Annotated in this window: 11 protein-coding genes, 1 rRNA gene and 2 pseudogenes; 5 read left to right on the top strand and 9 right to left on the bottom strand. The window is 67.1% G+C overall.

Annotated features, from left to right (window positions below; all coding sequences use genetic code 11):
• The first annotated feature begins 46 nt into the window (after positions 1 to 46).
• The gene (locus tag G6N28_RS18730) at positions 47 to 1654 is read left to right on the top strand and encodes an adenylate/guanylate cyclase domain-containing protein (protein WP_163902862.1); all 1608 of its coding nucleotides are present in this window, start codon (positions 47 to 49) and stop codon (positions 1652 to 1654) included.
• Here G6N28_RS18730 and glsA read toward each other — a convergent pair.
• Together glsA and G6N28_RS18720 are read right to left on the bottom strand one after the other, a co-directional pair.
• Positions 1643 to 2941 carry a glutaminase A gene (gene glsA, locus G6N28_RS18725; RefSeq protein WP_163902860.1) on the bottom strand — a complete coding sequence of 433 codons (1299 nt, stop codon included), beginning with the start codon at positions 2939 to 2941 and terminating at the stop codon, positions 1643 to 1645. The two genes, G6N28_RS18730 and glsA, sit on opposite strands and share 12 nt — an antisense overlap.
• A gap of 44 nt (positions 2942 to 2985) precedes the next feature.
• A pseudogene (locus G6N28_RS18720) lies at positions 2986 to 3150 on the bottom strand (DUF1348 family protein); the annotation flags it as partial.
• A 79-nt stretch (positions 3151 to 3229) separates the two neighbouring features.
• Here G6N28_RS18720 and G6N28_RS18715 point away from each other — a divergent pair.
• Positions 3230 to 5041, top strand: a complete 1812-nt coding sequence (locus G6N28_RS18715; RefSeq protein ID WP_163902857.1) for a fatty acyl-AMP ligase — start codon at positions 3230 to 3232, stop codon at positions 5039 to 5041.
• Positions 5042 to 5058: 17 nt separating this feature from the next.
• Here the strand turns inward: G6N28_RS18715 and G6N28_RS18710 are convergent, their stop codons facing one another.
• From G6N28_RS18710 to G6N28_RS18700, 3 genes are all read right to left on the bottom strand, one after another.
• A complete protein-coding gene (locus G6N28_RS18710; protein ID WP_163902855.1) occupies positions 5059 to 5571 on the bottom strand; it encodes a hypothetical protein in 513 nt (170 codons plus the stop codon).
• 103 nt (positions 5572 to 5674) lie between these two features.
• Positions 5675 to 6391 carry an NUDIX hydrolase gene (locus G6N28_RS18705; protein WP_163902853.1) on the bottom strand — a complete coding sequence of 239 codons (717 nt, stop codon included), beginning with the start codon at positions 6389 to 6391 and terminating at the stop codon, positions 5675 to 5677.
• A 21-nt stretch (positions 6392 to 6412) separates the two neighbouring features.
• On the bottom strand, positions 6413 to 7123 hold the full coding sequence (locus tag G6N28_RS18700) for a TetR/AcrR family transcriptional regulator (RefSeq protein WP_163902851.1): 711 nt from the start codon (positions 7121 to 7123) through the stop codon (positions 6413 to 6415).
• A gap of 146 nt (positions 7124 to 7269) precedes the next feature.
• On the opposite strand from G6N28_RS18700, the gene G6N28_RS18695 reads away from it, so the two are divergent.
• Positions 7270 to 7563, top strand: a complete 294-nt coding sequence (locus G6N28_RS18695) for a hypothetical protein (protein ID WP_235674627.1) — start codon at positions 7270 to 7272, stop codon at positions 7561 to 7563.
• 29 nt (positions 7564 to 7592) lie between these two features.
• Here G6N28_RS18695 and G6N28_RS18690 read toward each other — a convergent pair whose 3' ends face one another.
• Entirely contained in the window at positions 7593 to 8462 is an 870-nt protein-coding gene (locus tag G6N28_RS18690) for a cytochrome P450 (protein WP_235674779.1), read from the bottom strand.
• Between the two features lie 103 nt (positions 8463 to 8565).
• Between G6N28_RS18690 and G6N28_RS18685 the strand changes: the two genes are divergently transcribed.
• Entirely contained in the window at positions 8566 to 10074 is a 1509-nt protein-coding gene (locus G6N28_RS18685) for a DNA-3-methyladenine glycosylase 2 family protein (protein ID WP_163902847.1), read from the top strand.
• Positions 10052 to 10555, top strand: a complete 504-nt coding sequence (locus G6N28_RS18680) for a methylated-DNA--[protein]-cysteine S-methyltransferase (RefSeq protein WP_163902845.1) — start codon at positions 10052 to 10054, stop codon at positions 10553 to 10555. Before G6N28_RS18685 ends, G6N28_RS18680 begins: the two co-directional genes overlap by 23 nt.
• Positions 10556 to 10618: 63 nt before the next feature.
• On the opposite strand, the gene G6N28_RS27180 is transcribed toward G6N28_RS18680, so the two are convergent.
• From G6N28_RS27180 to rrf, 3 genes and pseudogenes are all read right to left on the bottom strand, one after another.
• Positions 10619 to 11146 (bottom strand): alpha/beta hydrolase family protein, encoded by a 528-nt coding sequence (locus tag G6N28_RS27180; RefSeq protein ID WP_235674626.1) that lies wholly within the window; start codon positions 11144 to 11146, stop codon positions 10619 to 10621.
• A 208-nt stretch (positions 11147 to 11354) separates the two neighbouring features.
• Positions 11355 to 11969, bottom strand: a pseudogene (locus G6N28_RS27455) (carboxylesterase family protein); the annotation flags it as partial.
• A gap of 167 nt (positions 11970 to 12136) precedes the next feature.
• Positions 12137 to 12251: ribosomal RNA gene (rrf, locus tag G6N28_RS18670) — 5S ribosomal RNA — on the bottom strand.
• Positions 12252 to 12302: the final 51 nt, after the last annotated feature.

Raw genomic sequence — 12302 nt, 5'->3', positions numbered from 1 at the left:
CCGAACCACATTAGGGGGCGCCCCGGGCAATTTAGGCTAGGCCGGGATGAACGCCAAGAAGAGTAGCTTCGCGCGCCGCCTGGGCCGCATCGCCGAGACCCTTACCCGGCAGAGCGGGCGGCTACCCGAGGGCCCCGAGTACGGGTCGTGGCTGCTCGGCAAGGCCTCCGAGAGCCAGGCTCGGCGTCGGGTGCGAATCCAGATCATCCTGACCGTGCTCGTCGTGGCGTGGAACCTTCTCGGCATCGCGGTCTCGTTGCTGTTGGTGATCGTGGCGTTCCCGGTGCCGAGCGCGATCCACGACGCTCCCGCGTGGCTGCCCTTCGCCGTGGTGCCCACCTACATCGGCGCGGCGCTGGTGGTTGGTGTCTTCTGTATCACCAAACGCACGGTCAACGCGTTGCGCTGGGCCATCGAACTACGTCGGCCCACTGCTGAGGATCACCGCAACACGTTCGTGGCCCCGTGGCGGGTGGCGTTGGCACTGCTGGCCTTGTGGGGTGTGGGAACGGCGCTGTTCACGACGCTCTACGGGATGATCGACACGATTTTCATCCCCCGGTTCTTGTTCTCGTTGGCGTTCCCGGGCGTCATCGTGGCCACCGCCGGCTATCTCACCACGGAGTTCGCGCTGCGGCCCGTGGCCGCGCAGGCGCTGGAGTACGCCCCGCCGCCACGCCGGCTGACCGGCGGCATCATGGGCCGCACGATGACGGTGTGGCTGCTCAGCTCGGGCGTGCCGATGATCGGCATCGCGATCACCGCGCTGTTCTCGGTGTGGATGCGCAACCTCTCGCACACCCAGTTCGCCATCGCCGTGATGATCATCGCCCTGCTTGCCCTCAGCTTCGGTTTCCTGCTGATGTGGCTGCTGTCCTGGCTGTTCGCCACGCCGCTGCGGGTCGTGCGCACGGCGCTGAGGCGCGTCGAAGAAGGCGACTTGAGTTGCGAGCTGGTGGTTTTCGACGGCACCGAGCTCGGTGAACTTCAGCGAGGCTTCAACAGAATGGTGCGCGGGCTGCGGGAACGGGAGCGGTTGCGCGACCTGTTCGGCCGCCATGTCGGCCGCGACGTGGCAGCCGCCGCCGAGAAGCAGCACACCAAGCTCGGCGGCGAAGAACGCCACATCGCCGTGATCTTCGTCGACATCATCGGATCCACCCAGCTGGTGACGCGATTGCGCGCAACCGAAGTCGTCGGCCTGTTCAATCGGTTCTTCGCGGTCGTCGTCGAGGAGGTCGACCGCCATCAGGGTTTCGTCAACAAGTTCGAGGGCGACGGCGCCTTGGCCGTGTTCGGTGCTCCTAACCGCCTGCCCTCCCCCGAAGACGCCGCGCTGGCCGCCGGGCGTGCCATCGCACGGCGGATCCGTGAGGAGACGCCCGAGTTCGAAGCGGGCGTCGGGATCGCATCGGGTATGGCCGTGGCTGGCAACGTCGGTGCGCGAGAACGGTTCGAGTACACCGTGATCGGTGAACCGGTCAACGAGGCGGCCCGGCTCTGCGAGCTGGCCAAGACCCAGTCCTGTCACGTGTTGGCCTCATCGACGACGGTGTCGAACGCGTCCGAAAGCGAACGTGCACGGTGGACGATCGGGGATACGGTGACGCTGCGGGGCCTCGACGAGCCCACCCGCTTGGCGCTACCGGTCTGAGGCCGGCGGTCCAGACACGGCGTGGTCCGCGGCGTTCAGCGCGTCATCGAGTGTGGCGAAGACGGTGGCGCGGGAGTCTGGCACACCGGCCAACCGCAACGTGTCGTCGGGATCGACCAGAAAGCCCTTCTTGCCTGCCGCCGTGAGGAACTCACGCATACCGGCGAGCATGCGACGGGCGGTGGCGTCGATGTCGTCAACGCGCGACACCTCCAGGATGGCGACGTCGAACTCGCTGCATTCCTGCTCGATGTTGCGCAGCACCTGCTCAGCCCCGGCGAACAGCAGGTCGCCGTGCAGCTCGTAGACCCGAACACCGGGACGGGCGTCATAGGACGCCCGAACAGTCGATCGTGATTCGCGGGTCACCGACATGAAATGCAACCCCAGGTTGACCGACAGGCTGCGGCACACCTCCACACCGCGGACGCTGTGGCCCTTGGCATCCAGAAGCGGTGAGTAGACGCCGATCCCGAGTTGGCCGGGCAGCGCGGCGGTGATACCGCCGCCGACACCGCTTTTCGCGGGCATGCCCACCGCGCTCACCCAGTCCCCCGCGGCGTCGTACATCCCGCAGGTGACCATCACGCTCAACGTGCGCTGGACCACCGCGGCGCTGGTCACCCGTCGACCGGACCGGGGTTCGACGCCTCCGCGGGCGAGAGTCGTCGCCATCCTGGCCAGGTCGGTGCTCGTGACGTTGATCGAGCACTGGCGGAAGTAGACGTCGAGAATCTCGTCGGGATCGCCGTCGAGCACACCGAAACTCTGCAACATGTAGGCGATCGCACGGTTGCGGCTGCCGGTGGCCTTCTCCGAGGCGTACACGTCGAGATCGACCGAAAGGCGCCGGCCCGCGAACGCCGAATAGAACTCCAGAATCTGGTCGAACCGGTGATCTGCGCTCACGCCGGGAATCAGCGAGACCGCCGCGACGGCACCGGCGTTGATCATCGGGTTCTTCGGTGCCTTGGTGTTCTTGTCGACGCTGATCTCGTTGAACGCCTCGCCTGAGGGTTCGACGCCGATCTTCGCGTCCACCCCCTGCCGGCCGATACGATCGAGCGCGAGCGCGTAAGTGAAGGGCTTCGACACCGATTGGATCGTGAATTCCGTTGCCGAATCGCCACATTCGTAGACGTATCCGTCGGCCAAGCACAGCGAGAGCCCGAGCGCGTCGGGGTCGACGCGAGCCAATTCCGGGATGTAGTCGGCCAGCGCGCCGTCGGTGTTGGCGAGATGTTCGGCACGGATCTGGTCCAGGTACTCCTGCACCAGTTGAGCCATGACGAGATCCTATCGGCAGGCCGGTTCCGCCACGACCGCTGCGCTCACAGCCCCAGCTCGGTGAGGCCCGGATGGCCGGTCGGCCGCGGACCGCTTCGGTCCCAAGGGAAAAGGCGATCGGCCTCGGTGATGGCGACGTCGTTGATGCTGGCGTGCCGGGTCTTCATCAGTCCGTCGGCGTCGAACGCCCAGTTCTCGTCGCCGTGGGCGCCGCCGGGGTGTTGCGTTTGCGTCACACCCCGGCCAGGTTAGGTGATACTGCGCGTCACATTAATTACACTCGGGTATGTGTCCGCATCTATCGACCATAGGGGTCTGCTGCAGATCGAGGACTGCCTCGACGTCGAGGGCAACGTCGTCCTACCGCCCGGGGTGACGCTGGTCTCGCTCATCGACCGCAATATCGCCAACCTCGGCGACACCGTGGCCTACCGGTACCTCGACTACACCGGATCGGCAGACGGTCGAGCCATCGAGTGGACATGGGTCCAGCTCGGGCAGCGGATCCGGGCGATCGGTGCAGCCCTACAACGCGTCGCGTCGTTGGGCGACCGGGTGGCGATCCTGGCCCCGCAGGGCTTGGATTACGTGGCCGGTTTCTACGGCGCGGTGAAGGCGGGCATGATCGCCGTCCCCTTGTTCGCCCCCGAACTTCAAGGACACGCCGAACGTCTGGACACCGCCCTGCGCGACGCCCGGCCCGCGGTGATACTCACCACGCGCGCCGTCGCCCACGCCGTCGAGGCGTTCCTGGTGCGGCACACGTACCAGCCGTCACCCCAGCTCATCGTCGTCGACGAAATTCCCGATTCGGTGAGCCAGGCGTTTACGCCGGTTGACCTGAACGTCGATGACGTCTCGCACCTGCAGTACACGTCGGGATCGACGCGGCCCCCGGTCGGCGTGGAGATCACGCACCGGGCCGTCGGCACCAACTTGATCCAGATGATCCTGTCGATCGACCTGCTGGACCGAAACACCCACGGGGTCAGTTGGCTCCCGCTCTACCACGACATGGGGTTGTCGATGATCGGCTTTCCCGCGGTGTATGGCGGTCATTCGACGCTGCTGGCACCCACGGCCTTCCTGCGTCGACCAGAGCGCTGGATCCGCGCGCTCTCCGACGAGTCGCGGCGGGGCCGGGTGGTCACCGCCGCGCCCAACTTCGCCTACGAGTACGCGGCGCAACGCGGCCTGCCCGCTGCGGGCGAGAACATCGAGTTGCGCAACGTCGTCATGATCGTCGGCTCCGAACCGGTCAACATGGACGCGATCACCACGTTCGCCGCCGCGTTCGCTCCCTATGGGCTGCCCGAGACGGCGATCAAACCCTCGTACGGCATCGCCGAGGCGACGCTGTTCGTGTCGACCATCGCGCCGGACGCCGTGCCGACCGTCGTGCACCTCGATCGTGCGCAGCTCGCCGAGGGACGCGCGGTGCCGGTGGCGCCAGACGCGAAAACCGCGCTGCCGCAGGTGTCATGCGGGCAGGTCGCGCGCAGCCAGTGGGCGGTGATCGTCGACCCCGACGCCCACGTCGAACTCGCTGACGGCCGGGTCGGTGAGATCTGGCTGCACGGCGACAACGTCGCGCGACGGTACTGGGCCCGGCCCGAGGAGTCCCGTCAGACGTTCAACGCCAAGCTGCGGTCGCGGCTGGCCGCGGGCAGCCACGCCCAGGGCGCAGCCGCCGACGCCGCATGGATGCGCACCGGTGATCTGGGGATGTATCTGGACGGTGAGCTGTACGTCACCGGTCGGCGCGCGGATGTGGTGGTCGTCGACGGTCGTCAGCACTATCCGCACGACATCGAGGACACGGTGGCCGAGGCCTCGGCGATGGTGCGCCGCGGCTACGTGGCGGCGTTCGGGATCGACGACGACGATGTGGTGATCATCGCCGAACGCGCATCGGGCACCCGCCGCGCCGATCCGGCGCCGGCGATCGCAGCGATCCGCACGGCGGTCGCCGATGTGCACGGCCTTTCGGTCGCCGACATCCGCTTCGTGCCTGCCGGCTCTATCCCGCGGACTACCAGCGGCAAGTTGGCGCGCCGAGCCTGTCGGGAACAGTATCTGCGCGGCGAGGTTCGCGAATGAGCCTCTAGGACAGCGGCTTAGCTGTCGCTGCTGCCGCCCACCTCGGCCGGCAACGGCGGCGGCAGCGGCGTGGTGGATGTCGGGGTCGCCGCGGGCGGGGACGCGCCGGGGTTGCCCGACGGCGCTGAACCGTGGAAGTCCAGCATTTCCTCGGTGCGGATCACGCGGGTGCCGGAAGTGATGGTCAAGGCATCGGCGGTCACCGTGTAGGTGGCGCCCTTGTTGTCGGCGGTGAACCCGCCGTCGTCGGCGGGACGGGCCGGCACGATCAACTTGGCGCCGTCGCGCACCCGCACGCCGCGGTACTCGTACTCGCCGTCGGCGGATTCACAGATCGCCACGCGCGAGCTCGCCGTGCTACCGAAGACCACCGCGGTGCTCGGCGAGGCGCAGCGCGCGGTGGAGTCGACGTAGCCGCGACTGTCCGACGGCGGTGCGCCTGCCGCGGCCCCTATTCCCACGGCGAGCAGCGCCGCACCCACCAGCGCGGCAACCAACAAGCGAAATGCGGACGGCCCCTGTGTTGACATCGCTTCCACCAGATCACGGCGCCGGGCTGCAGAGCGAGTGCCGACGTCTGAAATTGACGAGATCGTTAGGATCTCGATACCCAGGAGGCGACGGCCGCGTCGGTCAGGACCAGGCGAAAACGGGTTGTTCGAGCGTGTCGACCGGGTCGCTGCGGCCTTCCAGACAGAGCCAGCGCAGCTGCAACAACACCGCACCCGTGGGTGCGTGGATCAGGTCACCGCCAAGCGGAATCTGCACGACGGGGCGAGGGCTTTCCGGGATGCTGACGAACCGCGGCGAATCGTCGCGCTGCAGCTGGTGCAGGCCGACGCGGTAGACCGCCACCACCTCCTCGGGTGCAGGGCGCAGGTCCAACCGTCCGCCGCCCCAGATCACCACCGGCGTGATGATGTAGCCCGACCGCGTCGGGTAGTCGTCGAGGACGCCGAGCACCGTTGAATCCGACAGCCGCACGCCGACCTCTTCGTCAAGTTCGCGCAATGCGGCTTCCTCGACGGTTTCGCCCGGGTCCAAGCGGCCTCCTGGCAGCGCCCACTGGGCGGCGTGCGACGACAGCCGAGCGGCCCTGCGGCACAGCAGAAACGCCGCACCACCCGACACGTCGATCATGCGACCGTCGAGTCCGGCTTCCGGCATCGGCCGTCCGCCGATCCAGTCGTCGACGGGCGCTGGGTCCACTCGGTCCTCACCGAGCGCGGAGTCGACGAGAACCACCGCGACCGCGGCGTGGCGCTTGGCGGGGTCAGTCACGGTGCGGCGGTGCGCGGCCAAGCGTTCCCGGATCTGTTCGCGCAGCGCGTCGTCGTAGCTGATGGTCACCGCTCGACTCTAAGCAACCGCTCATTGGGCCAGCCGATCAAGCCACTCGACGAGCAGCGCCGTCTCGGCTTTGGTGAGCACGGCGGCGTCGGCCGTTTCCAGGACCGCTTTCAGCGCCATGGCGCGCGCGGCCGTGCGGGCATCTTGGAGTAGATCGTCGGGGCGATCGGTGGTGATGGCCGCCAGGATCGCTTCGCGGGTGGCGTTGGACAGTTCGAGGTCGCGGGCGACCGGCGGCCGGGAGATCAGGGTGAGCGTGACGCCGCGGCACGCCGAATGCACCATGTCCGCGGCCCTGTCGACGCCGACGCGCAGTCGCCCGGCTTCGGCGATGCGCTGGATCAGCCGCTTGAGGATGGCGTCACCTTCTGCGACCGCTCGCGGCGTGGCGTCTGGGCGCGGGTCGCCGTACAGCACGGTGTAGGTCGTCGGGTTGCGAATCCCGAACTCCACGTGAAGATTCCAGCCCCCACGAAGGTCCTCGACCGGGTCGTCGGTCAGCCGGCGACGGCGTTTGGCGTTGAGGTAGTCGGCCATGCCGAGACTGGCGGCGTCGTCGATCAGTTGGCGCATATCGCCGAAATGCCGGTAGATCGTCGGCGGCTGGACGCCAGCGGCGGCGCTGACACTTCGGGTGGTGACCGCCTCACGCCCGTGCTCGGTGAGGATGTCGGCGGCCGCGCGCAGAATGCGCTCCCGTGGTTCGAGCTGTCGCTCCGCTGAAGCCTGCATGTTATCGACGATAGCATCTTTAGCTTTCTGCTGATAACATCAACGCTATCGCATTTCTGTTACCACCTATAAGGGCGGAGGGGCCTTGTGGGAAACGGCGGCGTCGCGTGATCACACGCGATGGTCCACAACGAAGGGAGAGAACAGTGCGAACCTTGGGCATCGCGACAGCGGCGGCGCTGCTGGCTGCGACACTGGGCGCGACGGCCCCCGCGCAGGCGGCGCCGACGGGTCCCGGCTCGGCGGAAGACACCATCAGAAGGCTTGAAACCGAAGGCAATCGGGTCATCGTCAACCGGGTCGGTGCGGCACCGCTGTCGCAATGTACGGTGACCAGTGTCACTGCGGGCCAAGACGTCACCGACCGCGATCCGGTCGGGGATACCGGTTCTGTGGAGCGGGTCCGCTACAGCACGGTCTACGTCACCGTCTCGTGCTGATCCTTCGCGTTGACACTCAACCGTTTCCCTCAGGTACTTTGCGGCGTATAGCGCACGGGTAACGATGCGAGGCCGGACGTGAGACTGGTCGCTGCCCACGTTTCCGGACCCGCCTGCGCGATGTCTGGCAGCCGGGTGAGCAACTCGCGGATCATCACCATCCCCTCTGCCCGACCCACATGCGACCCGACGCAGAAATGCGGACCACCACCGCCGAAGGCCATGTGGTCGCCGCGTTTACGGTCGATGTCGAACTCCTCGGGATCGTCGTAGACCCGCTCGTCCCGATTGCCCGAGCCGTAACAGATCACCACCCGGTCGCCCTTGGCGATCCGCTGGCCGGCCAACACGGTGTCCTCGGTGGCAAGACGGCGGATGTAGACCACCGGCGAGAGCAGCCGCAACATCTCCTCGATCGCACCTGGTAACAGCGCGTCGAGATCATCGGCCAGACGCCGACGCACGCCGGGATGATCGAATAACAGCTTCATCCCGGCGGAGATCAGGTTGCGCGAAGTGTCGAGGCTGCCGTCGGCAAGCAGGATGAAGTTGCCGAAGAACTCGATGTCGGTGATCGGGCGACCGTCCACTTTCATTTGGGCGTAGGCGCTCAGCACGTCATCGGCCGGATCGGCTCGCTTGGCGGCGAGCGCCTCGAAACCCATTGCGGCCATTTCGGCGAATGCCGAGTGGAAAGCCTCCTCCCCCACCACATCTGGCGAACTGTGGGTGATCATGAACAACTCGTGCAGGCGGTGGCCGTGTTCGCGAGGAATACCCAGCAGTGCCGCTGCCGTGTACCCGGCCATTCGGCCTGCGAGTTCGACGACATCGCATTGGCCTGCATTTGCCACCTCGTCGACGATTCCGGTAGCCAGCCGCTGCAGGTCGGGCAACATGAGCTTCACCCGCGGAAGGGCTTGCGCGCAGCTTTGCCTGCCAACCACGACGATGTCGGTTTTCCGCTAGTCATGTCGGTGGTGGCGTGTAATTGTTGGAGGTGTGTACGACGATTTCGACCGCTGCTACCGGGCCGTGCAGTCCAAGGACGCCCGGTTCGACGGCTGGTTCGTCACCGCCGTGCTCACCACCAGAATCTACTGCCGACCGAGTTGCCCCGTCCGGCCGCCCCACGCCGGCAACATGCGGTTCTATCCGACCGCAGCCGCAGCGCAGAAGGCCGGCTTCCGGCCGTGCAAACGCTGCCGTCCCGACGCGTCGCCGGGCTCACCGGAGTGGAACGTGCGCGGCGACGTGGTGGCCCGCGCCATGCGGCTCATCGCCGACGGCACCGTCGATCGCGACGGGGTCACCGGCCTGGCCAGCCGTCTGGGCTACACCACCCGGCAACTCGAACGGCTGCTACAGGCCGAGGTCGGCGCCAACCCGTTGGCGCTGGCCAGGGCCCAGCGCACCCAGACCGCGCGGATCCTGATCGAAACCACCGAACTGCCCTTCAGCGACGTCGCGTTCGCCGCCGGCTTCGCCAGCATCCGCCAATTCAATGACACCGTCCGCAGCGTGTGCGACATGACGCCGACAGTGTTGCGCCAACGCGCGCGAGCGCGGTTCGGCCGAAGTGACGGCGGCACCGGGGCGCTCTCGCTGCGGTTGCCCGTGCGCACCCCGTTCGCCTATGAGGGTGTGTTCGGCCACCTGGCTGCCAGCGCGATTCCCGGGGTCGAGGAGGTGCGCGACGGTGCCTACCGGCGGACGTTGCGACTACCCAACGGCAACGGAATCGTGAGCCTCACACCGCAACCCGACCATGTGCGGTGCCGAGTCACCCTGGACGACTTCCGTGATCTTGCCACCGCGATCGCCCGCTGCCGGCGCCTGCTGGATCTCGATGCCGACCCCGAGGCGGTTGTCGACGCGCTGAGCAGCGACCCTGATCTGAATGCGCTCGTCGCGAAGGCACCCGGGCAGCGGATTCCTCGCGCGGTCGACGAGCAGGAACTGGCGCTGCGCGTGGTGCTGGGCCAACAGGTGTCGATCAAAAGGGCCCGCACCTACGCCGGCCGGATTGTCGCCGGCTACGGAAGGCGCATCACCGACGCGGACGGCGCGCTCACCCACGTGTTTCCCTCCGTCGCCCAGCTTGCCGACATCGACCCGGCGCATCTTGCCTTTCCGACGACGCGCCAACGTGCCCTGATCACCTTGATCCGAGCGATCGCCGACGGTGAGGTGGTGCTGGACGCGGGATGCGACTGGAACAGCACCCGTGCGCAACTACGCGCAATACCCGGTATCGGGGATTGGACCGCCGAGGTGATCGCCATGCGTGGACTCGGCGATCCCGACGCCTTCCCGACCAGTGACCTGGGAGTGCGACTCGCCGCCGAAAAGCTGGGGTTACCGTGCACTCAGCGGGCGCTTGCCGAGCACAGTAAGCGTTGGCGGCCCTGGCGTTCCTACGCCACGCAGCACTTGTGGACGGCCCTCGAGCACGCGGTCAACGAATGGCCGCCGAAGGAGAAAAGTGATGGAAACCTTGCAGTTTCGTAGCGTCGACAGTCCGGTGGGCCCGCTGACGTTGGCCGGCAGGAATGGTCGACTCATGCATCTGCGGATGGTTGACCAGACCTACGAGCCGAGCCGCGATAACTGGGAGCCCGACGATAGCGCCTTCCCCAAGGCCGTCGCCCAGCTGGAGGCCTATTTCGCCGGTGAGCGCAGGGAGTTCGATCTGGAGCTCGACCTGGTCGGCACGGCGTTCCAGCGCCGAGTTTGGGAGGCGCTGTTGACGATCCCGTACGGTGAGACCCGCTCGTACGGCGAGATCGCTCGACAGATCGGATCGCCCGGCGCATTCCGTGCGGTGGGACTGGCCAACGGCCACAACCCGATTGGCATCATCGTGCCATGTCACCGGGTGATCGGGGCGAACGGCAGCCTCACCGGTTACGGCGGCGGCCTGGATCGGAAAAAGATGCTGCTCGGACTCGAACGGTCACACGCGTCGGCGCAGCCCACGCTCTTCGGGTAGCGGTGCGCATTCACCTCTTGCTGGTCCCGCAGCGGCTGGTTGTTCAGCGGACGGTGCGCTGGGTCAGTCCAACCGGAAGGTGATCGTGTCGTTGGCCTCGGTGTGTGACAACGCGCCGGTTCGGGCGAACTCGGCCCAGATGCGTCGGATGGCGCGACCCCGGCGATCCACCTCAGCCCACTCCGTTTCTCCCAGAATAGCGGCGTCTTTCCATGCTTGACGGGTGCCGAGCAGAAGCGGCAGATCGGTGAGATGCGCGGCCCCGCATGCATTGTCGTCCGGCCGCCACGTCAGGCGATACCGGTAAGCGCGGCCGCCGGCCGCTCGGTGCCGGGCGACGAACTGTCGGGCGGGGCTGTCATACATGCTCCGGGTGGTGGGTGCGGTGATCAGCGGCCGCGCGATGCGCCCCAGGACGGGCGCACGGAACGCGGCGCCCAGCGGCGGGATGAGCGCCGCGATCACCCCGGTCTCTTCCCGAGTGCATCCGATCATCACATCGACGCGCTGTGCTGCCGCTTGCCATGCGGAGTCCCGGTCGGCCTCTTCCGGCAAGGGGGAAAACCCGTATTGCACCCCGAACGGCTGCATGCGCCCGGACGCCCCAAACCGCCGCGCGGCCCGCTCGGCGACCGGCTGTAGCGCGAGGATGGTCTCGACCGGCGGTGCGCGACAAGTCGCCGACGGCCGCGCACATCGCCTCGGTCATCGGCGCTCGGCCAGCGGTGATGCCCAGCGGCGCGCTCTGCAGGATCGCCCGCTGGAACAGACCTTCTGCACCGTTGCTGATCATCAGGTGCGCGATCGCGTCCGCACCCGAGGACCGGCCGAACACCGTGATCGCATCCGGGTCACCACCAAAAGCGTCGATGTTGTCGCGAACCCACCGCAGCGCGGTCAGCAGGTCGAGCAATCCGAGGTTGGGCGGCACATCAGCACCATCGCCGAGGAAGCCGAGCATTCCGAGTCGATAAGTGACCGCCACGACGATCACGCGTTGCTCGGCCACCAATCGACGTGGGTCGTGCTGGGCGAGGTCACCGGCACCCGCGACATAACCACCGCCGTGGATCCAGACCAGCACCGGTAGTCGAGTGTCGGCGCTGACGTCGATCGGCGCGGTGACAGACAGGCGTTGGCAGTCCTCATCTGGATCTAGATTGTCGTCGCCTATCAACCGCGACAACAGCTTTGGCGGCAGTTGCGGCGCAGCCGGGGCCCGCGTGAATGCGTTGACCGGTCTTTCGTATCGCGAGACTGGGACAGGCGGGGAAAACCGTGTCGCCCGTGCGTAGGGAATGCCGAGGGCCCGCACGACGCCGTCGTGGACGCGCCCGACGACGACGCCGGCTTTCAGTGTGAAGCGTCGCTCGGCAGGACTGGCCGCGGCGCCATCGCCGTCGGATCCGGTCATGCCAGCCAGCGTAGGGTGCACGGACGGCGCTCTCGACCCTGCGACGCCGACTGGCAACGCGCGGCGCGCATTGCCAGTCATCACGTTCACCGCCGTCGACATCCCCGTCGAGATACACAAATGCCTGTGCCCCCCAACAGAATTGGGGGGCACAGGGCTTAATTTGTGTTCGGCGGTGTCCTACTTTTCCGCCCGTGTGGGGCAGTATCATTGGCGCTGGCAGGCTTAGCTTCCGGGTTCGGGATGGGTCCGGGCGTTTCCCTGCCGCTATGGACCGCCGTAACTCTATTCACTTTTTGGTGTCCCCTGTGTGGGGGTTGGTGTGTTTTGGTG

Origin of the sequence: Mycolicibacterium pulveris (genome assembly GCF_010725725.1) — a bacterium.
Lineage (GTDB): Bacteria > Actinomycetota > Actinomycetes > Mycobacteriales > Mycobacteriaceae > Mycobacterium > Mycobacterium pulveris.
Note: the sequence above shows the minus strand (reverse complement) of the source record. Positions and strands in the feature narration are given on the sequence as shown.

Coding starts and splice junctions, on each gene's coding strand:
- G6N28_RS18730 (WP_163902862.1), top strand. CDS start 47: ATGAACGCCAAGAAGAGTAGCTTCGCGCGCCGCCTGGGCCGCATCGCC.
- glsA (WP_163902860.1), bottom strand. CDS start 2,941: ATGGCTCAACTGGTGCAGGAGTACCTGGACCAGATCCGTGCCGAACAT.
- G6N28_RS18710 (WP_163902855.1), bottom strand. CDS start 5,571: ATGTCAACACAGGGGCCGTCCGCATTTCGCTTGTTGGTTGCCGCGCTG.
- G6N28_RS18700 (WP_163902851.1), bottom strand. CDS start 7,123: ATGCAGGCTTCAGCGGAGCGACAGCTCGAACCACGGGAGCGCATTCTG.
- G6N28_RS18690 (WP_235674779.1), bottom strand. CDS start 8,462: ATGTTGCCCGACCTGCAGCGGCTGGCTACCGGAATCGTCGACGAGGTG.
- G6N28_RS18680 (WP_163902845.1), top strand. CDS start 10,052: ATGGAAACCTTGCAGTTTCGTAGCGTCGACAGTCCGGTGGGCCCGCTG.
- G6N28_RS27180 (WP_235674626.1), bottom strand. CDS start 11,146: ATGCAGCCGTTCGGGGTGCAATACGGGTTTTCCCCCTTGCCGGAAGAG.